This is a genomic window from Burkholderia sp. EMB26 (assembly GCF_024730645.1).
Taxonomy (GTDB): domain Bacteria; phylum Pseudomonadota; class Gammaproteobacteria; order Burkholderiales; family Burkholderiaceae; genus Burkholderia; species Burkholderia cenocepacia.
In genome coordinates this window covers 833,380-855,857 of the sequence record NZ_CP078072.1, presented here as the reverse complement: position 1 = coordinate 855,857, position 22,478 = coordinate 833,380, and the positions used below count along the sequence as shown (strand labels likewise).

Genomic DNA, 22,478 nt, shown 5'->3' with positions numbered 1-22,478 from the left:
CGTTGGCCGCGGCTGTCGGCTGCGGCTTCGACGACCGCCGCCAGGGTCGTCGACGAAACGCGAGCTTCAGTATTGGCGGCGCGCTTGCGCGGATACCGCGTGCATCGAGCATGATCACGCACGCACGTCGGTAGCCGCGGCACTGATGCGAACGCCGGGTCACCCGGCGTCGTCCGACAGCGCGACGGGCGCGTCGTATGGATGGTCGCGCGCGGCCGCGGCCTCGTGACGCCCGCGGGAAGCGACGTCGGCCCCGAGCGCGTGGAGAATCGATCGGCCCTTCTTCGTCAGGTACGCGCGCCGGCGGCCGGGTGCGCCATGTTCGAGCATGACGAGCTGCCGTTCGAGCAACGCATCGAGTTCGGCGCGGTTCATGTCGAGCTGATCCGGCGCCTGGCACACCAGCATCAGCGTCGCGAATTCATGCGGGCTCAGCATGGCCGCCTCCCGTCGCGCACGAAACCGCCACGCGCGGGCGCAACGCCGAAAAATGAAATGTGGTGCAGCACCCGTCCTGGCGTGGCGACGCGGCGGCGCGGCGGCTTCGGTCGGCCGATCGCGGCGGGCTGGGCCGCGCGACGCAACGCGAATGGCTTGCGCGCGCCGCGTACCCACGCGCCGATCGACGCGAAGCGACCGGTGCCGTTGCGCGCTATCCACAGGCCGGTCGGCAAACCCTTGACGACGCGGGCGACGCGTCGTGGTCGGCGGCCGACCTCCGGCAGCCGATCGAAGATGAAGAAAGGATCGTTCATGATTCGCTCCCGGTTGGACCTCGCACGGAGGACGAACCGGACCACGCGCTCCAGTTCGTCGATCCGCGAAAGATCTCGCTGACAAACAAATCGAAACACGCAGCGCGTAAGCCGCGGCTGCTTGAGCGATACCAAAATAGGATGGGACGCGCGGATTTCAAGCATCGTTGCACGACGATTCGCGCGGCCCGGAGCGGTGGTCGTCGAGGTCGTGTTGCCGCTCGCGACGAAGCGTCGGGAGACAGCCGCCGGTCGTGCGCGCGCCGGTTTCGCGATGAAACATTTTGTTACATATTGGGCGCGCGTCACCCTCTTGAAGCGTCCTCCCCACGCCACTATTTCGCTTTTCGCCAATCGATGGCACGCCGGCGCATCGCGGTCTTTGCGCGTGCAGGCGCCGGCGGATTCCCTTTTCCAGGTGATCTCATCGCTCAGGAGATGAAAATGCAGATTCGTCCCCTCTACGACCGGGTTATCGTCAAGCGAATCGAACAGCAGCGGACGACGGCCTCCGGCATCGTGATTCCCGATTCGGCCGCCGAACGGCCCGAGCAGGGTGAAGTGATTGCAGTCGGCAGCGGCCGGCTGCTGCAGGACGGCTCGCAGCGCCCGCTGCAGCTCCAGGTCGGCGACCAGGTTCTCTTCGGCAAATATGCAGGCCAGACCGTGAAGGTGAACGGCGAGGAACTGCTCGTGATGCGCGAAGAGGACGTCATGGGCGTACTCGAACCCGAATCGCCGGCCGCCAGGAAAGCGGCCTGAATGCCGATTCGACCGCGTCGCACGGGTGTGTACCCGGTGCGCGCGGCATCCCGTTCAACGACTGTATCCGGAGCAAGAAAATGACTGCAAAAGACGTGAAATTCCGCGATGGCGCGCGCCAGCAGATCGTCAAGGGCGTGAACGTGCTGGCCGATGCGGTGAAGGTGACGCTCGGTCCGAAGGGCCGCAACGTCGTGATCGAGCGCGGCTTCGGCGCGCCCGTGATCACGAAGGACGGCGTGTCGGTCGCGAAGGAAATCGAGCTGAAGGACCGCTTCGAGAACATGGGCGCGCAGATCGTCAAGCAGGTCGCGTCGAAGACGGCCGACGTGGCCGGCGACGGGACCACCACCGCCACCGTGCTCGCGCAGGCGATCGTGCAGGAAGGCATGAAGCACGTCGCGGCCGGCATGAACCCGATGGATCTGAAGCGCGGCATCGACAAGGCCGTCGGCGCGGTACTCGACGAGTTGCGCAAGCTGTCCCGACCGATTTCGACCCACAAGGAAATCGCGCAGGTCGGCGCGATTTCCGCGAACTCGGACGACGCGATCGGCAAGATCATCGCCGATGCGATGGAGAAGGTCGGCAAGGACGGCGTGATCACCGTCGAGGACGGCAAGTCGATGGAGAACGAACTCGACGTGGTCGAGGGCATGCAGTTCGATCGCGGTTACGTGAGCCCGTATTTCATCAACGATCCCGCCAAGCAGGCGGCCTATCTCGACGATGCGCTGATTCTGCTGCATGACAAGAAGATCTCCAGTGTCCGCGATCTGCTGCCGATCCTCGAAGCGGCGTCCAAGGCCGGCAAGCCGCTGCTGATCGTCGCCGAGGACGTCGAGGCCGAAGCGCTCGCGACACTCGTCGTGAATTCGATGCGCGGCATCCTGAAGGTCGCCGCCGTCAAGGCGCCGGGCTTCGGCGACCGGCGCAAGGCGATGCTGGAAGATCTCGCGATCCTGACCGGCGCGACGGTCATCTCGGAGGAAACCGGCAAGCAGCTCGACAAGGCCACGCTGGAGGATCTTGGCAGTGCGAAGCGCGTCGAGGTGCGCAAGGACGATACGATCATCATCGACGGCGCGGGCGATGCGGCGCGCATCGACGCGCGCGTGAAGGCGATTCGCGCGCAGATCGACGAAGCGACGAGCGACTACGATCGCGAGAAGCTGCAGGAGCGTGTCGCGAAGCTCGCGGGCGGCGTGGCGGTGATCAAGGTCGGCGCCGTCACCGAAGTGGAAATGAAGGAGAAGAAGGACCGCGTCGACGATGCGCTGCATGCGACGCGTGCCGCGGTCGAGGAGGGCATCGTGCCGGGCGGTGGCGTCGCGCTGCTGCGTGCGCGCGCGGCGCTGTCCGACATCCGGGGCGCGAACGCGGACCAGGATGCCGGCATCCGGATCGTGCTGCGTGCGCTGGAAGCGCCGCTGCGCGTCATCGCGGCCAACGCGGGCGACGAACCGTCGGTCGTGATCTCGAAGGTGCTCGAAGGCAAAGGGAACTTCGGCTACAACGCGGCGACCGGCGAGTACGGCGATCTGGTCGATGCGGGCGTGGTCGATCCGACCAAGGTCACGCGGACCGCGCTGCAGAACGCGGCATCGATCGCGAGCCTGGTGCTGACGACCGATGCGACCGTCGCGCAAGCGCCGAAAGAGGACGGCGCCGAGCCGGCCGCCGCGCCCGACCTCGGCTACTGACCTGCGTCGCGGGCTCGCCTGCGATCGTCGAACAGCCGCTGGCCGGAGCGGCTTTGCTCGGCGCGCGCGACAGCGGGGGGCGCGTCGCGCCGCTTTTTTCGTGTTTGCGAGACCGACCATGAAACTCGAACTTTCGATCGATTCCAGGCCGCTGCACGTCGAACTCGACGACGTCATCGCCGGCCTGCTCGCCGCGCGGCTCGGCCTGCCGCTCGACGGCGACAATCGCGGCGCGATCGGCCGCTACCTCGGCGACGCGGCCGGGCCGTGGACGCTGGATGACGACCATATGCGCAAGCGCGTGATGCGCCGCCTGATCCTCGACATTGCCGATCCGACGCTGGTCATCCAGTACCTGATGGCCGACCAGAGCGACCAGACCGAGCCCGACGAAGCCGGCGCCTGACGCGTGCCGGACGCGCGGCCGCACGTGCGGCGATGCATCCGGCGCGCGCGTCATGTCGCTTCGCCGGCGCGCCGGAATCCCGATCGCGCGCCAGCGCGCCCTTGCTCACGCGCCGTCCGGCTTGCCCGGCTTGCGGCCCTGAGGCGCCGGCGGCCCCGCGCCGAGTTCGGCGCCCGTCACCGGGTCGCTGTTCGGATCGGAGGCGAGTCGCTGCGCCATGGCTTCGATGGCGTCCGCCTGCTGCGCGTCGAGCATGCCTTCCGGAATACCGCTGCCGCCATCGACCGCCGGCTCGCCGGGCCGGATCTCGAGTTCGCCGCCGTGGTTCCACGGTCCGACCAGCGGCGCCGCGTCCGGCTGCATCCGGAAGTACACGTGGTCATACGGCGTCTTGGGCGGCAGCTTGCCCGGCGGGAAATTCGCGGTGATCGCATACAGCGCCTTCTCGAACGACATCTGGTGCGACACTTCGCGCGTCATCAGGAAGCCGAGCGCGTCGCGAATGTCCGGATCGTCGGTGACGTTGATCAGCCGTTCATAGATGATCTTCGCGCGCGCTTCGGCCGCGATGTTCGAGCGCAGGTCGGCGGTCGGCTCGCCGATCGTGTCGATGTACGCGGCCGACCACGGCACGCCGCCCGAATTGGTCAATGGCGCGCCCGCGCCGTACAGCACCTGCGTCACGTGGCTGTCGTTGCCGGCGCCGTGCAGCTTGCGGTACAGCTCGGCCTGTTCGTCGACCGCTTCGGCCAGTTCGCCCTTGGCGCCGCGGTTCAGCATCGCGGCCATCGAGCCGATCACTTCGAGATGGCTCAGCTCCTCGGTGGCGATGTCGAGGAGCATGTCCTTGCGGCCCGGATCTTCCTCGGTGATCGCCTGCGTGAAATAGCGCATCGCGGCGGCAAGTTCGCCCTGCGGGCCGCCGAACTGCTCGAGCAGCAGGTTGGCGAGCCCGGGATTCGGCGCGCCCACGCGCACCGTGTACTGAAGCCGTGTGTTGTGGATGAACATGGCATCTCCGTGGAAAAGGGTTGCGCGACATTCGCCGGCTCGAACCAGCACGATTCGATCCCACGGCCGACGATCCCGGGCATGCGCGATGCTGTCCGGTGCGGGCTGTGCGCGAGCGGCTTGCCGCGGGTGACGGCATCGTTCGCTGCACGACACGCGTGCGTCGGGCAACGGGTATCGGTCTGTCCGGCATCGGTCGGCGCGGCGCGACGGAACCGCGATCGGCTCGCGGCGGGGCTGCTTTCCGCGGGCGCGGCGGCCGGCCGGCGACGCAACGGCGCGGCATGCGACAAGGGCCGAGACGGCGGCGGCGCGAGCACGCGTCGCGTAGCCCGCCCCCTCGTCGCCGGATTTTCAAGCGGTTGTCATTTCGGCTGCATGGCCCGTGTCGCGCCGGCACGGAGGCGGTGCGGCACGGTGTGTCGGCGGTACGCGGGATGGATCGCGCGGGGGGCGCACGATGCCGCTTTCGTGAAGGAGTACGGATGGCGACGCTCGACAGGAACGCGGCGACGGAGCGCACCGCGACGGACATGCGCGAGGGGTTGGCCGGCCGGCGGCGCGGGCCGCTGGCGGCGCTGTCGTTCGCGGGGCCGGCGGTCGTCGCGTCGGTCGCGTATATGGACCCCGGCAATTTCGCGACGAACATCCGGGCCGGCGCGCAGTTCGGTTACACGCTGCTCTGGGTCGTGCTGATGGCGAACGGCATCGCGATGTTGTTCCAGTCGCTGTCCGCGAGGCTCGGCATCGTCACCGGTCGCAATCTCGCGGAGCTCTGCCGCCTGCATTTCCCGCGGCCGGTGGTCGTCGGCATGTGGGTCGCGAGCGAGCTGGCCGCGATGGCGACCGAGCTGGCCGAATTTCTCGGCGGCGCGATCGCGCTGTCGCTGCTGTTCGACCTGCCGACCTTCGCCGGAATGTTCGTGATGGCGCTCGCGACCTACGCCATCCTGCTGGCCGACCGGAACGGGTTCCGGCCGATGGAAATCGCCGTGGGCGTGTTCGTCGGCGTGACCGGTCTCTGCTATCTCGCCGAGATGTTCATTGCGCCGGTCGCGTGGGCCGAAGTCGGCTGGCATGCCGTCGTGCCGGAATGGCCGCGCGGCGACGCGTTGACGGTGTCGGTCGGCATCGTCGGCGCGACGATCATGCCGCATGCGCTGTTTCTGCACTCCGGGCTCACGCAGCGACGCGCGTCGGGGCTCGATCGCGCGCGGCGCCGGATGATGGTGCGGTTCTCGGATCGGGAGGTGGTCGTCGCGCTGTCCGTCGCCGGCGCGATCAACATGGCGATGATCGTGATGGCGAGCGCGGCGTTTCATGCCGGCCATCGCGATGTCGCGGAGATCGAAACCGCGTACCGGATGCTGACGCCGTTGCTCGGCCCGGCCGCCGCGACCTGTTTCCTCGTGTCGCTGATGAGCGCCGGCATCTCGAGTTCCGTCGTCGGCACGATGGCCGGACAGATGATCATGCAGGGCTTCGTGGGGTTCCGGATTCCGGTCTGGCTGCGCCGGCTCGTCACGATGGCGCCCGCGTTCGTCGTCGTCGGGATGGGCGTGGATTCGATGCAGGCGCTCGTGATCAGCCAGGTCGTGCTGTCCGTCGTGTTGCCGGTACCGATGCTGGCGCTGGTGTACTTCTGCGGCCGACGTGACGTCATGGGCGCGTTCACGAGCGGGCGCATCGCGCGCTGCGCAGCGCGCGGCGCGACTGCGGTCGTCGTCGTGCTGAATGTCGTTCTGCTGGCGCGGCCGGTCGGCGCAATCGTTGCACGGTTGGGCGGCAACTGAACGGCCGGTGCGTTAGCGCCCGGGCAAATGTGGCGGCCCAGGTTGCCCGCGACCCCGCGCGAGCCGGATGACGGCCGGCGCGCCGGCGTGCGGGTTCAGCGCGCTTTCAGCATTTCGTCGGCGAGCCGGTAGGCGCTGACCGCGCGCTTCGATTCGTAGTCGGCGATCGTCGACACGTTGCGCCCGGCGTCGCGCGACAGCAAGCCCTGCAGCGCGGCGGCGGCAAAGAAATCGCGCAGGTCCGGGGTCGTCGATTTCGGCTCGGGCGGAACGGCTTCGACGAGCGGCCCCGCCTTCCAGAAAACGGGCGATGGAGTGGCTGCCCTGGCTACGGCGGCAGTTTGCTTGATGCTCACATCCTGCGAAAACGGCGTCATTTCTTCCCCTTCGATCCAGTATCCGTTGGCGAAGCAGCGTAATGTCCCCGACTGCATGAGCGAGCATCGTGTCGTTGTGTTGTGAGCGGTACTAACCGCTTGATCGACGCGAATATTCGCTGGTAATACGGAATTCGTCAAAGAAAATAAATTAGGTCCGCGCCGTCGACGGACGAGCACGATTCGTTCCCGCTCGCAGTCGTGGAGCGGCATCGCGTCTTGCGGACCGATGGGGATGGTATGTCGGCACGAATGACGTTCCGGTGACACGCCTGCGCGCAGGCGCGGCGGTCCTGCACGGCATCCTGACGGCGGTGTTGGCGACATCGCAGGCGAGATGAAAGCGGGCGAGGCATCGTTGCGGGACGGAGCCGAGCAGGTGCAGCCGTTTCATCGTTCCGGTTCCCGCTGTCCCGCGCGCACACGCCGTCGGTGATCCGCCGCATGGGGGATCGCAAGCCCTTGGTCAGCGGCGGTCCGGCGCTTGCCGGTGCCGTACAATGCGCACGGAGGCGCAGGGGAAGCATCACGGAGGAGCGTGGGACGCCCCGACCCGGACGAGGGCGATGCGACCCGGTATCGATCGGCGGTCGGCACACGATGCCCCACAACACCATCAGGAGAATTCAATGGCACGGCAAGCGCCTGCGCGCAAGGAGCGGCTTTCATCGCCCGCCACGTTGAAGAGCGATCTGTCGTTTCCGGTCGTGGGCATCGGCGCATCGGCAGGCGGTACGACGGCCTTGCAGACCTTTTTCGAGAGCGCGCCGACGGGCATGGACATGGCGTTCGTCGTCGTCGTCCATCTCGCGCCGGAACAGGTCAGCCACATGGACAGCGTCCTGCAGCGCACGACGGGCATGCCGGTGCATCAGGTGACGTCCACGGTGCCGATCGAAAAGAACCACATCTACGTGATCGCGCCGGGCATGCAACTCGAGATGTCGGACGGCTGCCTTCGCTGTCATAGCCGGGGCCAGTCCGATGATGCCCCATTCACGATCGACCACTTCTTTCGGACGCTGGCGGACGCGCACGACTGGCGCGCGATCGGCATCGTGATGTCGGGCACCGGCTCCGACGGCGCGGCGGGCTTGAGCCGCATCAAGGAGGCGGGCGGCATCACGCTTGCGCAGACACCGGATGACGCCGAGTATGCGGAGATGCCGCAGCACGCGATTGCCATGGCGCGCGTCGATATCGTGCTGCCGGTGGCCGACATGCCGCAACGGTTGCTCGAACTCTGGTCGAATGCGCGCCGCATCGAGCAGCAAAGCGTCGAATTCGCGCAATCGCTGCACCACGTCGATCGGCCGACGGTCAACGATCCGGAGCGGGCGCTTTCCGACATTCTGATGCACCTGCGGGTACGCACCGGCCACGATTTCCGGCTGTACAAGCGGGCGACCGTGCTGCGGCGTATCGAACGGCGCATGCAGGTCAACGGCCAGCGCGATCTCCTCGCGTACCGGGATTTCCTGCGTGCCGCGCCGGAGGAAGCAAACGCGCTGCTGGCGGACATGCTGATCGGCGTGACCCAGTTCTTCCGCGATCGCGAAGCGTTCGATTTCCTCGAACAGGAAGTGATCGGCTCGTTGTTCGCGTCGGAATCCGGCGAGGAGCAGGTGCGCGTGTGGGTAGCCGGATGCGCGACCGGGGAAGAGGCGTACTCGATCTCGCTGTTGCTGGCGCGGGCGCGCGAGGCCGCGATGTCGAGCCAGGCCATCCAGGTATTCGCGACCGATATCGATGAGGCGGCGATCGTCCGCGCGCGCACCGGCTCCTACCCGCTTTCGATCGCGAGCGACGTGCCCGCCGCGCTGCTGCAGCGGTATTTCACGCGGGACGGCGCACATTACGTGATCGCCAAGGCGGTGCGCGAGCGCATTCTGTTCGCCGCGCACAGCCTGCTGCGCGATCCGCCGTTCTCGCATCTCGACCTGATCTCGTGCCGCAACGTGCTGATCTATCTGGAGCGGGCGGTGCAGCGGCAAATCCTCGAGCTGTTTCATTTCGCGCTGCGTCCGAACGGCTACCTGTTCCTCGGCACCGCGGAATCGGCCGACGCGGCGGACGATCTGTTTGCCGTCGTGGACAAGAAGCGCCGGATTTACCGCGCCCGCGTCGTCACGCATCGCGCGAAGCCGGTCACGGGCTTTCCGCCGCTGTTCCAGGTCGAGTCCGGTGCATCCGACGAGCGGGCCGCGCCGCAGCCCCCGCTGCGGGTGCCGACCAGCCCGGCACAGCGCAATTTCTCCTATGCGGAACTGCACCAGCGCGCGCTCGAAACGTATTCGCCGCCGAGCGTCATCATCGACAAGGAATCAAACGTCGTTCATCTGTCGGATAACGCCGGCCGGTTCCTCAGGCATGTCGGCGGCGAGCTGTCCAGCAACATCATGACGCTGGTGCTGCCGGATCTGCGGCTCGATTTGCGCACCGCGATTTTTCGCGCGCTACAAACGGGCACGAGCGTGGAAGCGCGCCGGGTCAAGTGGGCGCACGACACGCGCGTATCGTGGATCAACATGACGGTCCGGCCGTTCCACGACAAGGTCGCGAATGCGGAATTCCTCCTCGTCGTGTTCGACGAGGTGGCCGGCCGCATGACCGAGGAGGATCAGGCCGAGACGAGCGGGCAGGATCCGGTGCTGGCGCAGCTCGAACAGGAGCTGCAGCACAGCCGCGAGCAACTGGCGACGATCATCGAGCAGTACGAAACGTCGGTCGAGGAACTGAAGGCGTCGAACGAGGAGCTGCAGGCGATCAACGAAGAATTGCGCTCCACGAGCGAGGAGCTCGAAAGCAGCAAGGAGGAACTGCAATCGGTCAACGAGGAGTTGACCACGGCCAACGCCGAAATGCAGGCAAGGATCGAAGACACCGCGAAGGCGAACGACGACCTCCACAACATCATCGCGTCGAGCGAGATCGCGACCGTGTTCGTCGACAAGGAAATCCGCGTCAAGCGGTTTACGCCGAACGCGACGGCCATTTTCAATCTGATCGATACGGACCTGGGCCGGTCGCTGTTCCACATTACCCACGCGTTGCGGTATCCGACGCTGGCCGACGATGTCCGGCAGTCGTTTCAGTCGCTGCGGTTGATCGAGCGCGAGATCGAGAGCGAGGCCGGCCGGTGGTATCTGATGCGGTTGCTACCCTACCGCACGGCGGACGACCACATCGACGGCGCGGTGATCACGCTGATCGACATCACCGACCGGCATCATGCGGAAGAGGCGGCTCGCGCGGGCGAGCAGCGCCTGCGCCTGGTCGCGCAGTCGACCAAGGACTACGCGATCATCATCCAGGACGGCAACGGCGCGATCGTGAGCTGGAACGCCGGGGCGGAACGCATCTTCGGCTATACGGAAGAAGAGATGATCGGCCAGGACGTGGAGTTGATCTACGAACCCAACGATCGACAGGCGCTCGTGCCGATGCGCGAGCGCGAAGTCGCGACCCGGGAAGGCCGCGCGGACGACGAGCGCTGGCACCGGACCAAGGACGGGCGCCGGATTTTCTGCAGCGGCGTCGTTACGCCGATTTCCGATACGTCGTTCAACGGATTCGCGAAGATCGTGCGCGACATGACGCTGCGCAAGCAGAGCGACGACGCGAACCGCGAAGCGCTTGCGCGGGAGCAGGCGGCCCGCGAGCAGGCGCTCAGTTCGAATCAGCTAAAGGACGAGTTCATCGCCGTGCTGTCGCACGAGCTGCGGCATCCGCTCAACCTGATCGGCGTCAAGTCGGAAATGCTGCCGCGCCTGCCGGAGACGCGCGACATTCCCGCCGTGCGCGAAGCCGCGGATTCGATTCGGCAGGCCGTGCGCGCGCAGGCGCAGATCATCGACGACCTGCTCGATCTGTCGCGCATCCAGACCGGCAAGCTCGCGCTCGAGCTGGGCCGCGTCGACCTGACGGCGATGTTGCGCGGCATCGCCGATACCTGCGAGCGCGACGTGCACGCGCGCGGTCTGGTCCTGAAAACGGAGTTGCCGACGGAGCCGGCCATCGCGCTCGCCGATCCGGTGCGCTGCGAGCAGATCTTCTGGAACCTGATGTCCAACGCGCTCAAGTTCACGCAATCGCATGGCGAGATCGTCGTGCGTCTCGCGCATGAAGGGCGGATGCTGCGTGTCGACGTGATCGACGACGGGCAGGGGATCGACGGCGATACGCTGCCGCATGTGTTCGACATGTTCCGGCAGGCGCCGCGCGACCGGACCCGCGGCGGGCTCGGAATCGGGCTGGCGCTCGTTCGGCAACTCGTGGAAATGCACGGCGGCCGGATCGCCGCGGCATCCGACGGCCAGGGAAGGGGGACCACGATGACGGTATGGCTGCCGGCCGCATCCGACGAGCGCGTCGTGTCTTCCGGCAACGGCGCGGCGGAGGGGAGTATCGCGGGCCTTCGCGTGCTGCTGGTCGAGGACGATCAGGAGACGGCGCTGTCGCTCACGGCGCTGCTGGAACTCGCGGGGGCAACGGTCACGGCCGCGAAAAGCGGGGCCGAGGCACTGGAGAGGTTGCCGGAGACGCCTGTCGACGCCATCGTGTCCGACATCGGACTGCCCGACATGGACGGCTATGAGTTGAATCGCCACATCAAGGCCGATCCCCGCTGGGCCACGCTCCGGACCGTTGCGCTGACGGGCCGTAATCGCCAGGACGATGTCCGGGCCGCGGCGGAGGCCGGCTTCGACACTCACCTGTCCAAACCGCTGGATTTCGGGATGTTGCTCGCGGCGCTCGGCGACACGCATTAAGCCTGCCCGGTGACGACCCGCGCGTGCGTCGCGGGTCGTTTGCGCCGCGGTTCGCGCCGCGCGTTCCCGTCGGCGGGTTGCATCAACCGCCATCCGACCCGCATTGCCTCGTCTGCTACCGCCCGTGACGGAATTTCGGCTCAGGAACCCGATTTGCGGCGCTATCCGCAAAGGGGGCGCTATGGACCGTCGAGATATCGTGGTAATTGCGTCGTCCCGAGGCGGTCTCCCGGTCCTCCGGACGTTGGTAGCCGGCATTGCCGCGGATTTTCCGGTGCCGATTTGCATCGTGCAGCACATCGGTCGACATCGGACGATCCTGCCCGAGTTGTTGTCGCGATGGGGCAGGCTCGATGCAAGCGAGGCGCTACACGGGGAATCGCCGGAGGCGGGCAGAATTTACGTGGCGCCGCCCGACCGGCACATGATCGTGCGCGGCGGCGACCTGTGGCTGCTCGATACGGCCGCCGAGAACTTCGCCCGCCCGGCCGCCGACCCGCTGTTTCGCTCCGCCGCACGCGAATATGGCGCCGGTGCGATCGGCGTGGTGCTCAGCGGCGACCTCGATGACGGCGCGGCCGGCCTGGCGGCGATTCGCGCACGGGGCGGCTACGGCATCGTTCAGGACCCCGATGAATGCGAAGCGCCGTCGATGCCGCGCAGCGCACTGGCCGCGGCGGGAGCCGATGCGGTCGCGACGGCGGAAGAACTGCCGCGGACCCTTCATGCAGCGGTCTACGGCGCACGTGCGAAGGAGCAGCGAAAAATGGCAGATTTGCGCGACCTCGACCATGAGAGCCGGATTGCCGAGGGCGGCCTCGTCGATCCGGGACTGCTTGACGAAATCGGCACGCGTTCCGCCCTCACGTGCCCCAGTTGCAACGGCGTGCTCTGGCGCATGCGCGACGATCGTCCGTTGCGATACCGTTGCCATACCGGGCATGCGTTCTCCGCGCTTTCCCTCGACGACGCGGAAGCCCAGAAAGCGGAGGATGCGATATGGGGGGCGATCCGCGCGGTTCACGAGCGCATGATTTTTGCGCGTGAGCGTCAGGAATGGGCGCGCCGCACGGGCAACGCCGAGGACGTCGCGATCGAACAGGCCCGCATCGACGAAAACCAGCGGCTCGCGGACGTGCTGCGCCGTGCGGTCGGCGCCGCACTGAGTACGGGCGAACTGGAGTGAGCGCGAGCCGCGGCATTCGCGCTGCCGGTTTCATCCCGGCACGAACACGCCCATCGCCGCGATCGCCATCGCGAGCGTCGCGATCCATCCGCCCCATGCAAGCGCGCCTCTGACGGCAAACTCGCCCATGACCCGTTTGCTTCTCGCCATCAGCATCATCACGACCATGATCGGAACGGCGCTCACGCCGTTGATGACGGCGCTCCAGTAAAGCGCGCGGATCGGGTCGAAATGCATGAACGTAAACGCGATCCCGCCGACGATCGCCAAGACGATCACCGCATAGAACTCGGGCGCGACGCCCAACTGCAGCGCGAGGCTGTTGCGCCAGCGGAACGTGCCCGCGGCCGCATAGGCGGCCGATCCCGCGAGCACCGGCAGCGCCAGCAGGCCGGTGCCGACGATGCCGAGCGCGAACAGCACGTATGCGAAGTGACCGGCAAGCGGCTCGAGCGCCCGCGCGGCATCGGCCGACGTCTTGACGTCGATGTGATGCGCGTTGAGCGTGGCCGCCGCCGTCAGCACGATGAAGAAGGCGATCACGTTCGACACGCCCATGCCGAACCACGTGTCGAAGCTGATCCGGCGCAACTGGGCGGGTGCCTGATGCGGTACGCGCTGCAGCGGCCGCTGGTTCGGCACGGAGCGCAACTCTTCGACTTCCTGGGACGCCTGCCAGAAAAACAGATACGGGCTGATGGTCGTGCCGAGCACGGCGACGACCGTGGTCAGGTAGGCGGCGCTCAGTTGCGCATGGGGCCGCACGATCGCGCGACCGACGTCGGCCCAGTCGACCGGCACGATGACGGCGACCGCGACATAGGCGAGCAGCGTCAACGCCGTCCATTTCAGCAATCGTGAATAGCGGTCGTACGGGACGAAAACCTGCAGTACGACCGACACGCCGCCGAGGCACACGATGTAGAGCTGTTGTGGGCCGGGCAGCAGCAAATTGACGGCCGCGCCCATGGCCGACAGATCGGCCGCGATGTTGATCACGTTGGCCGTGATCAGCAGTACGACCGTTCCGTACAGCAGCCATGGCGGGTAGTGCTTGCGCATGTTCGACGCGAGGCCCTTGCCCGTCACGCGGCCGATTCGCGCGCTGACCAGCTGGATCGCCGTCATCAGCGGATACGTGAGCAGCAGCGACCACAGCAGTTCGAAGCCGAATTGCGCCCCCGCCTGCGAGTATGTCCCGATGCCGGAAGGATCGTCGTCGGCGGCGCCGGTGATCAGGCCGGGGCCGAGACGCCGGACCCACGTGACCGCGTTCGGGTCCGGTTCCGTCGGCTCGGGCTGGAGCAAATCGTTGTCGTTCATGATCGCGGGCCTCCCGGGGTCCGGCAGGCGCAATGGCCGTGCCCGCCCGGGCGGTTTCCCGCGCCGGCAGCCGGGGCGGGCCTCACGGTCCGGTCGGCTTCGCCCTGTCGCCCACGTCGACGTCGATCGCGTGTTCCTTCGATACCAGCCGGGCCCCGACCATGCTCCCGCCGCCGATGCGCAACGTCAGGCGCGCGGGTTCGTTGGCATCGAGCCCCGACACATAGTCCAGGCCGTGCAGCCCCGCGCGATCGTGGAACGGAATGAACCAGGACGAACAGAAGTCCGACGTGGGGACCGGACACGGGGCGCGGATGGCGAGCCGCCGCGCAGCAAACGGATAGTCGTCGAGCGCGGGTTCACCCGTATCGAATCGCTTGCGGATGGTGAGCGGCGTGACGGTGTAGCGGAGGTAGACGTGGTCGGCCCACAGCGTTCGGTCGAGCGATGCCAGGTCTTCCGTGGTGAACGCAACGATCGTGAGACCGTTTCGATCGCGGTTCTGGATTTCATATCGGCTGACATTCACCGATTTGCAGCCGGTACACGCGATCGCCAGACCCATCGCGAAACCGATCCAGCGCATCCGGTCATGCATGTCGTCCTCCCCGGCACCCTCCGACCTCGGTTTGCTTGCAATACGACGGCGCGCGACGTTGCGTTACGTCGGGCGACCGGCACCTTCGGCAGGCGAGACCGGCGCGTGCATCGCCTGTTCGAGCAGCGCATGCGCGGCTTGCCATGCGCGCTGGGCCGCCGCGGAATCGTTGAACGCCCGCGCTTCGACCGTGGCGCCGTCCAACAGCATCATGAAGACGGTCGCCAGCCGGTTGGCGGTTTCGGCCGGCACGACGGCTTCGATCAGTTCGGCCATCCATTCGACCATCTTGCGGCGATAGCGGATCGCGACATCCGAGATCGGCGCATAAGCGGTGCCGAATTCGGCCAGCGCACGCTCGAACAGGCAGCCGGCAAATTCGGGTGTGCGGAACCACGCTTCATACCAGTCGAAGACGGTCTTGACGCGCTCGACCGGATCGACGACGTGCTGCAACTGCGCGTCGATGCTGCCGACGATCAGGTCGTAGCGCTGGACCAGCACTTCGCGGATGAGCTCGTCCTTGCTCGCAAAATGCCGGTACAGCGTCATTCGCGCGACACCGGAATCGTCGATGATCCAGTCGACGCCCACCGGGTGAAATCCATGCCTGGAGAACAGTTCGGTCGCTTTGTCTACCACCAGCTGGCGTTTGTTGGCTCGCACGAACGGCTTCCTCCTCGATATTTCAACAGCATAGACCGATTATTCTAGCATCATGCCGGTCGATGAAATCGGCCTCCTGGCGCTGTCTGACGGCCGTTCCGCCCCGACAATCTTCGCTTGTCGAGCCGGTTATCAAGTCATCTTGACTATTAGATAGACCGATATGTATCATTTGAAGCCAGTAAGCAGCGATCGATATTGCGTGGATTAAAGAGACAGAACAAGAGCGGGTTTACCGCGTGCCGTTTTCTGCCGTGTCAGACGCTGCAACGATGTTTCAAGCCGAAAAGAGGACCTGAGAGAGCCTTGGCACGCGGGCCCGCGGACGATGTTCGCCGCGCCCCGCACCGGCCGGGGGCATGCTCGCGGGCGAGCGCGCGAAGCAATACGGCGCCAATGAAACGTGAGGAAAATACCCATGTATCGCCGTTTACTCGCACCGGGGCTGCTGTTGCTGTTGGCCGCGTGCGCGCAGGATCCGTCCGTCACCGGGAACACGGTACGGATCTGCGACGACACAGGTTGTTCCGATCGCCCTAAAGATCAGGTCTCCTATCAAAAAAGGGACGATGCGGAAGACCGGGACGATCCGCGCATCGCCGCGCTCAGGCAGACCGCGAAGACCCAGCCGAAGGCCGCCTACGACCTCGGCCTGCGCTATTTCCGCGGCGACGGCGTGCGCCAGGACAGCTATCAGGCGCTCAAGTGGATGCGCGAGGCCGCCGAACGCGGCGACCTGAACGCGCAGAAGGCGCTCGGCAGTTTCTACCTGTTCGGCCTCGAGGAAATGGGCTCGGATGCGCGCGAAGCGGAGAAGTGGCTGTCGATCGCGGCCGGCCGCGGCGACAAGGAATCGAAAAAGCTGCTCGATCTCGCGCGCAAGGCCAAGAAGGAAGACGAGGAAGACTGGAAATGGCGCACGCAATGGCGTGACGTCTATTACGGCTACTGGTACTCGGGCTATCCGTACTACGGCGTCTGGCAGCAGACGTACTGGTACTACTGACCGGGCATCGAGCAACGGGGGCAGCCGCGGGGAGACCACCATCGCGCGCCACGCCGGGGGGCTTATCGAAGTTCGCACGGACGCATAAGCCGAACAACGACTCTAATCGATCGACAACGACAATGAAGACCAACCTTCTCCAACGTCTCACTCAAGGTGCGCTGGTTGCAGCGCTTGGCGCGTCCGTCGCGGGTTGCGGCGGCGTGGTGACGCCCGGCGGGCAGAACGCCGGCGTGACGGGCGCCGCGGCTGGCGGCGCGAGCGCCGGCGCCGATTCGCAACTGCAGCGCTGCACGTCGCCGCTCGGCACGATCGCGGTCGACGACGGCCGCAATGCCGACTGGTGGGGCCCGTTCGGCAGCGCGACCAAGATGACCACGATCGACCCGCTGCTGCGCCTGGCGGTGCAGCAGTCGAACTGCTTCGTGATCACGTCGATCGGCAACCAGAAGAGCGACGCGCGCCTGTCGCGCATCACGCAGCTGCAGCGCAACTCGGGCGAATACCGCGCGGGCTCGAAGCAGCAGAAGGGCCAGCGTGTCGCGGCCGACTACTACATGGAGCCGCAGATCGTGATCAACGATTCGCCGATCGGCGGGATCGGCAGCATGATCGGCGGGCTGATCGGCAACAGCGCGGTGGCGGCGGTGGCGGGCCACCTGCAGACGAAGGCGTCGGTCGTGACGCTGACGCTGTTCGACGTGCGCTCGGCGGTGCAGATCGCGGCGTCGGAAGGCAGCTCGACGGCGACCAACTACGGCGCGGCGCTGGGCGGCTTCGGCGGCGGCGTGGGGGGGGCGCTGGCGGGCTTCTCGTCGACGCCGGAAGGCAAGGCGACGGTCGTGGCGTTCATCGACGCGTACAACAAGATGGTCGTCGCGCTGCGCAGCTACAAGGCGCAGGACGTCAAGGGCGGGCTGGGCCGCGGCGGCCAGCTGCAGGTCAACTGACGTCGTCGGGCCGGCGAGGGCCGCCGGCCGATTGCCTTGATTCCTGATGTCCGATTCGTGAGGGGCGGTGCGTGCGGCACGATGCGCGCGCACCGGCTGCGTTCGTCCTGTTCGTTCGGAGGGTGATTCCGATGAAAGCCGTTGCACTGATTGCATTGACCTGCCTGGCGCTGACCGCTTGCGGCGGTGGCGACGACAATTCCTCGCCCGCGGCGTCCGGCGGATCGGGCACGACCAACAACGGCGGCAGCGGCGGGACGGGCGGCACGCCAACGACGGGCACATCCGATGGCAATTCGGGTTCGCCGACCGCCTCGAACGTCGAGTGCGATCCGGTCTACCAGCAAGGCGATATCGTGCAACTGCACATGTACACGCAAGCGACGGCGCAGAGCCCGGCGGTCGACAACGGCGTGTACACGCGGACCTTCGCGCCGGCGACGTTCGAGGGCGTGGCGCTTACGCAGCAGGCCGAAACCACGACCGGCTCGCCGATTCAGACCAATCACTACTACCTCGTCGGCAACGGCGTGCGCACGAACTACGGCGGCGAGGTCTACAGCGGCAGCACGCTCGCGTTGCGCGATGTGAACTCGCCGCCCTATGTCGAGACGATCGGGCTCACGGGAAGCGAGACGGTGAATTATGTCGATACGCCCGTCTTTCCGTCCGGCGGCGCGCAAACGTCCGTCTCGATCCAGCGGACCTACGTCGCGCGCGAAACGGTCAGCCTCCGGAACGGCAAGGTCTTCGCGAACGCATGCCACTATCACACGACGGAGACCTTCACCAACCCGGCGTTGACCAGCAAGACGATCGCGGACGACTGGCTCGCGCCGGGTGTCGGCATGGTCAAGTCGGTCGCCGATGTGGGCGGCACGCAGATCATCACGCGCGAACTGGAATCGGCGACGGTGGGCGGCAAGTCATACTGAGTATGCATGGACGGCGCGCGGGGATTGGTCACGCGCCCGTGGTTGACGATGCTGCGTGGCGGCATGCAGCAGGTCACGTCGTCACGCGGGCGCCGGCCCGATTTTCCGACTGGCAGGAACGTGACGGCGCGCTCTGTTGTCCGCCGTCGAGATAACCGTTGCAACGACGGGGCGTTGACAGAGCGAGCCGCGTGAATTTCATCCAGAAACCCCAAGCGGTTCAGGCGAGAAAGTTGCTCGACATCTTCCCGACGCCGTCGTGGCGACCGCAGCAGCAATGGGAAAACGTGCGGGCCCCTTGATCGGCTCATGTCGACGCAGGCGAGCCTTCGTGCCGGACGGCATCGTGTGGTCAACAAAGTGGGGGAACACAAGCGTCCGCACTGGCCGGACGGCCACATGCACCGCCTCATATCATCCGACGAGCGTCTATACTTTTTGATCGTCATGCCGGCGCAGTGGGCGCTGGTGATGCATCACTATTGCTGGATTCGCGCCAGGATTTTCTGTCACGACGGTGCTCGCCCATGCGCGGCGCCGGCTTTGCGAGCCCGATTGCCGCGAGAAGGCGCCGGCGCCTGGAACGCTCGGCCCATTGGCGCGTGAGCGTGTGCTCCGGAGGTGCGTTATGAACTGGATCGGTACGTGGCGTAATCAATACGGCTCCACACTTTCCATCACCGACGACAAGGAGGGCGCCATCCGTGGCGTATTCAGCACCGCGTTGCAGGACAGCGCCTTCTTCGGTCACGATCTGCCTGTCTCGGGCGTCTGGTTTGGCGATTGCATCAACTTCGCTTTCGGCATATCGAATGACCGGGTTACCGTGATCTGTTCTTTCACGGGCATGCTGCGTGACGGCACGCTGCAGACGGTATGGCATGTCGTTACCAGCCAGGCGCCTCGGCAAGGCTCACGATCATCGGAGTCTGGATGGGCACATGCCGTCCAGACCAATGCGGATACGTTCGAGAGAGTCGCGGGGTAACGTATCTGCGAACTCGTGGTCCGGAGCGATTGCAAGGTGCGATGCCCGTTGCTGACCTGAACGGCGTGGCCAGGCGGGTGGCATGCAGGTTCGTGCCGAACGTCGTCACCGGGCCGGTCGCGACTGGGCGGTCTCGCGCGTCGGCGAGCTGCCGTGCAGTGCCCCGAACGCGCTCCGCGTCGAACAGGTCGGGCCAGCCTTACCCGCAGCCTTTCCTCCCGTCCGGGCGCAAGTCAATTCGACGCAGCGTCACGGAATTTCCCGTGAGGGGTTCACGCACACCCGCGCACGTACCGGTCGTACCCGACGATTCCCGGTTTGAGCGTCCCGTGCTCGTCCCAGTCATCCCAACCCGGAAATCGCAGCGGCCGGTCCGTCTGCCAGTTCGCGAGCCGGCGCGCGAGCGTGTCGCGATGCGCGGCCAGTTCGGCCGCCAGCGCCGCATCGTCCTGATACGCGTAACCGCCGTGTGCGTCCTGCACGCCATGCGCGAGCACCGGCGACAGCACGTCGTATCCCATGTAATGCAGCGAGTAATGAATCGGCCACAGCAGCAGGCCGATGTCGCCGCTGCGCCCGCCCGGGCCGAACGTCGCGGCCGGCGCACCGGTCGTGACCGAGCAGATCGCCCGTCGGCCGCGGAAGTGGCCGCGATCGTAGCGGCGGCTGCCCGTGTACAGGCCGCCGTTCACGAACACGCGATCGAACCAGCCCTTCAGCATCGCGGGCGGCGCATGCCACCAGACCGGAAACTGGAACACCACGAGGTCGGCCTGCTCGAGCCGGGCGATCTCCCGGCGCACGTCGGCGGGCAGCGTGGCATGCGTGCTCGCGTGGCGCTGTTCGACCAGCGCCGAGAACACGTCGGCGTTCGCGCGACACGGGTAGTGGCGCGGCGCCTCGACCGGATCGAACCCGTCCGCGTAGAGATCCGACACCTCGACGTCATGGCCGAGCGCGCGCATCGTCCGCGCGGCGGTGTCGCGTAGCGCGGCGTTGAACGAGCGGGGTTCGGGATGGCAATGAACGATCAGCGTGTGCATGGGCGGCGTTCCTCATGGTGTGCCGGTGAAGGCGGCTTGCGCCGGGATTTGCCTGATACGGTACGCGTTGCGAGAATGAACGGGAATTGGCCAGTTTCGCAAACGAGGTTTGCATGAATGAACAGCGGCTGTCATGGGACGACCTGCGGCTCGTGCTGGCGGTGGCGCAGGCCGGTTCGCTCGCGGGCGCGGCGCGGCGGCTCGGCATCAGCCACGCGACGGTGTTTCGCCGCCTCGCGGCAATCGAGGCCGAACTGGGCGTCAAGTTGTTCGAGCGGACCCGCGCCGGTTATGCGCCGACGCCGGCCGGCGAGGACGCCGCCGCTGCCGCCGAACGGATCCAGGACGAGGTGCATGGCGTCGAGCGGCGCGTGGCCGGTCGCGACGTGCGGCCATCGGGCACCGTGCGCGTGACGACGACCGATACGCTGCTGTCGGGCTTGCTGTCGCCGGTGTTCGCCGCGTTCCGGCATGCCTGCCCGGAGATCACGCTGGAAGTGTCCGTATCGAACGCGGTCTTCGACCTGTCGAAGCGCGAGGCCGATGTCGCGATCCGCCCGTCGTCGTCGCCGCCTGAGGTGCTGATCGGCCGCCGGGTCGGTACGATCGCACAGGCCGTCTATGCGGCACCCGGGTGGCGCGAGCGCGCCGACGATCTCGCGTGGGTCGGGCCGGACCGGCGGATGGGTTACCGGCCGCTCGAGCGATGGATGCATGCCCAAGGCGCCGATGCGCGTTGCGGGTATCGGGTCGATACGCTGCTCGGCCTGTTCGCCGCGGCACGCGCCGGCATCGGTGCAGCCGTGTTGCCGTGCTACCTGGCCGACGACGAGCGCGATCTGGTGCGGCTGGGCGGCCGGATCGACGAACTGGCGACCGACCTGTGGCTGCTGACTCATCCGGACCTGCGCGACACCGCGCGGATTCGCGCGTTCTCGTCGTTCGTCGCAACGTCGATCGAGGCCTTGCACGCGCGGCTCGCAGGTGACGCGCATCGCTGACGGCCCCGCGGGCCGGATGCTTCGGCCTGCGAAGCGTTACGGCCGCGTCGTCCTTGGCGGTGCGGCCGGCCGCATTTCCCCGAGCCTCGCGCTCCTCGCATCGACGTACGCATGCACCTTCGGCGACGGCAGCGCCTGTGTCGCGCCGACCGCTGACGTTGGCAGCGTCCTTCGACGGCGGGCACGGACATGACTCGAAGACGTTTTGACCGAACTGGACCCGCGCCTGATCGCGGCCCAGGAAACGCCCGGCAACGACACCTGCCGCTAGCGCGTCAGACGAACGATGAAGCAGACGGTCCTTGCCATCCTGGTCGGCGCGTGCGCCGGTCTGCTGGCGTTCGTGGCGGCAGTGAACAACAGCAGGCAAAAGCAGGCGGCACCACGCGTACCGCGGCCGGACGCATCGCCATCGCTGGATTTTCAGTACTTTCCCGGCGAGCCGAAAGGCTATGCGGGATACACCGACCACATCTCGATGCAGCAGACCGTCAACGATGACCTTGTCGAGCATGATGCCGACTGGCAATTCAGCCGCATAGGATTCGCGAAGGGATTCCTGCGTACGGTGCTGCGCCGAGCCGATCGCTCGCCAAATGCGCCCGGCATTTTTCGCATGGAACGTGTGAGCGAAGACGATGCGATGACGATCGAGTGGATCGCACGGATGCAAACGGACGGCATCGACAACGCTTCTCCTTCGACATCGAATGTGAAGTCGATCGTGGATGGGATGGCGTCCGACATTGCGTCGACCGGACCGCGTCGCTCGACGTTCGGGAGTCGCGCCGGGGTGGACGGCCGCGAAGGGATGGAACGCGACGAAATTTCTTCCGAGCGATTGCGCGAACTCACGAAGCTCATGCGCGACGCGGAACGCAGGCGCGTCGCGGGCGGCCCATGCCCGGATCGTGCCGCGGGAATCGAGAGGTCGAGGGACGGGCGGCGCCGATCCGTCGGCTGGCGAACCTTTCGCTGTCGATCGAGCGTGCCGCCCGGCGTGTCCGACATCGCGTTTCAGGGGCCAGATTGCCGCGCCCGCCCTTGACGGCGTGGGCTGACGGCGCACGCGCGGCGCAAACATAAACGAAATGTGATCCCTTGCCGCCGCAAAATTTTGCACAATGACGGCAGCGCGGCCTTCCGCCGTGCTTCGCGCCGGCTCCGATCGCCGCCCGACAACCGTGACCGAGCCCCGCTCCG

At 66.6% G+C, this 22,478-nt stretch carries 20 protein-coding genes; 12 read left to right on the top strand and 8 right to left on the bottom strand.

What is annotated here, in order from left to right; all coding sequences use genetic code 11:
• Positions 1-159: 159 nt before the first annotated feature.
• Together KU887_RS34185 and KU887_RS34180 are read right to left on the bottom strand one after the other, a co-directional pair.
• The gene (locus KU887_RS34185; RefSeq protein WP_006498550.1) at positions 160-438 is read right to left on the bottom strand and encodes a hypothetical protein; all 279 of its coding nucleotides are present in this window, start codon (positions 436-438) and stop codon (positions 160-162) included.
• Complete coding sequence (locus KU887_RS34180) at positions 432-1,109, bottom strand: hypothetical protein (RefSeq protein ID WP_258258631.1); 678 nt, start codon at positions 1,107-1,109, stop codon at positions 432-434. Before KU887_RS34180 ends, KU887_RS34185 begins: the two co-directional genes overlap by 7 nt.
• Before the next feature lie 90 nt (positions 1,110-1,199).
• Between KU887_RS34180 and groES the strand changes: the two genes are divergently transcribed.
• The 3 genes from groES (at position 1,200) to KU887_RS34165 (ending at position 3,626) form a co-directional block, all read left to right on the top strand.
• On the top strand, positions 1,200-1,517 hold the full coding sequence (groES, locus tag KU887_RS34175; protein WP_006482399.1) for a co-chaperone GroES: 318 nt from the start codon (positions 1,200-1,202) through the stop codon (positions 1,515-1,517).
• 80 nt (positions 1,518-1,597) lie between these two features.
• The gene (groL, locus tag KU887_RS34170) at positions 1,598-3,220 is read left to right on the top strand and encodes a chaperonin GroEL (protein ID WP_006482400.1); all 1,623 of its coding nucleotides are present in this window, start codon (positions 1,598-1,600) and stop codon (positions 3,218-3,220) included.
• A gap of 118 nt (positions 3,221-3,338) precedes the next feature.
• Entirely contained in the window at positions 3,339-3,626 is a 288-nt protein-coding gene (locus KU887_RS34165; RefSeq protein WP_043205962.1) for a hypothetical protein, read from the top strand.
• A gap of 105 nt (positions 3,627-3,731) precedes the next feature.
• On the opposite strand, the gene KU887_RS34160 is transcribed toward KU887_RS34165, so the two are convergent.
• Positions 3,732-4,637, bottom strand: coding sequence for a manganese catalase family protein (locus tag KU887_RS34160; RefSeq protein WP_006491398.1), 906 nt, complete (start codon positions 4,635-4,637; stop codon positions 3,732-3,734).
• A gap of 485 nt (positions 4,638-5,122) precedes the next feature.
• Here KU887_RS34160 and KU887_RS34155 point away from each other — a divergent pair, with 485 nt between their 5' ends.
• Positions 5,123-6,430 (top strand): Nramp family divalent metal transporter, encoded by a 1,308-nt coding sequence (locus KU887_RS34155; protein WP_048987791.1) that lies wholly within the window; start codon positions 5,123-5,125, stop codon positions 6,428-6,430.
• 95 nt (positions 6,431-6,525) lie between these two features.
• Here the strand turns inward: KU887_RS34155 and KU887_RS34150 are convergent, their stop codons facing one another.
• Positions 6,526-6,807, bottom strand: coding sequence for a hypothetical protein (locus tag KU887_RS34150; protein ID WP_006485830.1), 282 nt, complete (start codon positions 6,805-6,807; stop codon positions 6,526-6,528).
• Positions 6,808-7,436: 629 nt separating this feature from the next.
• Between KU887_RS34150 and KU887_RS34145 the strand changes: the two genes are divergently transcribed.
• Together KU887_RS34145 and KU887_RS34140 are read left to right on the top strand one after the other, a co-directional pair.
• The gene (locus KU887_RS34145) at positions 7,437-11,579 is read left to right on the top strand and encodes a CheR family methyltransferase (RefSeq protein ID WP_124634113.1); all 4,143 of its coding nucleotides are present in this window, start codon (positions 7,437-7,439) and stop codon (positions 11,577-11,579) included.
• Positions 11,580-11,760: 181 nt separating this feature from the next.
• Positions 11,761-12,765, top strand: coding sequence for a chemotaxis protein CheB (locus KU887_RS34140; RefSeq protein ID WP_043205961.1), 1,005 nt, complete (start codon positions 11,761-11,763; stop codon positions 12,763-12,765).
• A 30-nt stretch (positions 12,766-12,795) separates the two neighbouring features.
• On the opposite strand, the gene KU887_RS34135 is transcribed toward KU887_RS34140, so the two are convergent.
• The 3 genes from KU887_RS34135 to KU887_RS34125 form a co-directional block, all read right to left on the bottom strand.
• On the bottom strand, positions 12,796-14,088 hold the full coding sequence (locus tag KU887_RS34135) for an Nramp family divalent metal transporter (RefSeq protein WP_069353631.1): 1,293 nt from the start codon (positions 14,086-14,088) through the stop codon (positions 12,796-12,798).
• Between the two features lie 82 nt (positions 14,089-14,170).
• The gene (locus KU887_RS34130) at positions 14,171-14,686 is read right to left on the bottom strand and encodes a hypothetical protein (RefSeq protein WP_058903748.1); all 516 of its coding nucleotides are present in this window, start codon (positions 14,684-14,686) and stop codon (positions 14,171-14,173) included.
• A gap of 63 nt (positions 14,687-14,749) precedes the next feature.
• Positions 14,750-15,352, bottom strand: coding sequence for a TetR/AcrR family transcriptional regulator (locus KU887_RS34125; protein WP_006485824.1), 603 nt, complete (start codon positions 15,350-15,352; stop codon positions 14,750-14,752).
• Positions 15,353-15,770: 418 nt separating this feature from the next.
• Between KU887_RS34125 and KU887_RS34120 the strand changes: the two genes are divergently transcribed.
• From KU887_RS34120 to KU887_RS34105, 4 genes are all read left to right on the top strand, one after another.
• Positions 15,771-16,358 (top strand): tetratricopeptide repeat protein, encoded by a 588-nt coding sequence (locus KU887_RS34120; RefSeq protein WP_212137252.1) that lies wholly within the window; start codon positions 15,771-15,773, stop codon positions 16,356-16,358.
• A 122-nt stretch (positions 16,359-16,480) separates the two neighbouring features.
• Positions 16,481-17,308 (top strand): hypothetical protein, encoded by an 828-nt coding sequence (locus KU887_RS34115; RefSeq protein WP_006498538.1) that lies wholly within the window; start codon positions 16,481-16,483, stop codon positions 17,306-17,308.
• A 131-nt stretch (positions 17,309-17,439) separates the two neighbouring features.
• Positions 17,440-18,243: a hypothetical protein gene (locus KU887_RS34110; RefSeq protein WP_058903974.1), complete on the top strand. Its 804-nt coding sequence runs from the start codon at positions 17,440-17,442 to the stop codon at positions 18,241-18,243.
• Positions 18,244-18,871: 628 nt separating this feature from the next.
• Complete coding sequence (locus tag KU887_RS34105) at positions 18,872-19,231, top strand: avidin/streptavidin family protein (RefSeq protein ID WP_058903747.1); 360 nt, start codon at positions 18,872-18,874, stop codon at positions 19,229-19,231.
• 272 nt (positions 19,232-19,503) lie between these two features.
• On the opposite strand, the gene KU887_RS34100 is transcribed toward KU887_RS34105, so the two are convergent.
• Positions 19,504-20,274, bottom strand: a complete 771-nt coding sequence (locus KU887_RS34100; RefSeq protein ID WP_058903746.1) for an NAD(P)H-dependent oxidoreductase — start codon at positions 20,272-20,274, stop codon at positions 19,504-19,506.
• Between the two features lie 113 nt (positions 20,275-20,387).
• Here KU887_RS34100 and KU887_RS34095 point away from each other — a divergent pair, with 113 nt between their 5' ends.
• Positions 20,388-21,275: a LysR family transcriptional regulator gene (locus KU887_RS34095; RefSeq protein WP_034203742.1), complete on the top strand. Its 888-nt coding sequence runs from the start codon at positions 20,388-20,390 to the stop codon at positions 21,273-21,275.
• A 286-nt stretch (positions 21,276-21,561) separates the two neighbouring features.
• The gene (locus tag KU887_RS34090; protein ID WP_233633844.1) at positions 21,562-22,323 is read left to right on the top strand and encodes a hypothetical protein; all 762 of its coding nucleotides are present in this window, start codon (positions 21,562-21,564) and stop codon (positions 22,321-22,323) included.
• The last annotated feature ends 155 nt before the right edge of the window (positions 22,324-22,478 follow it).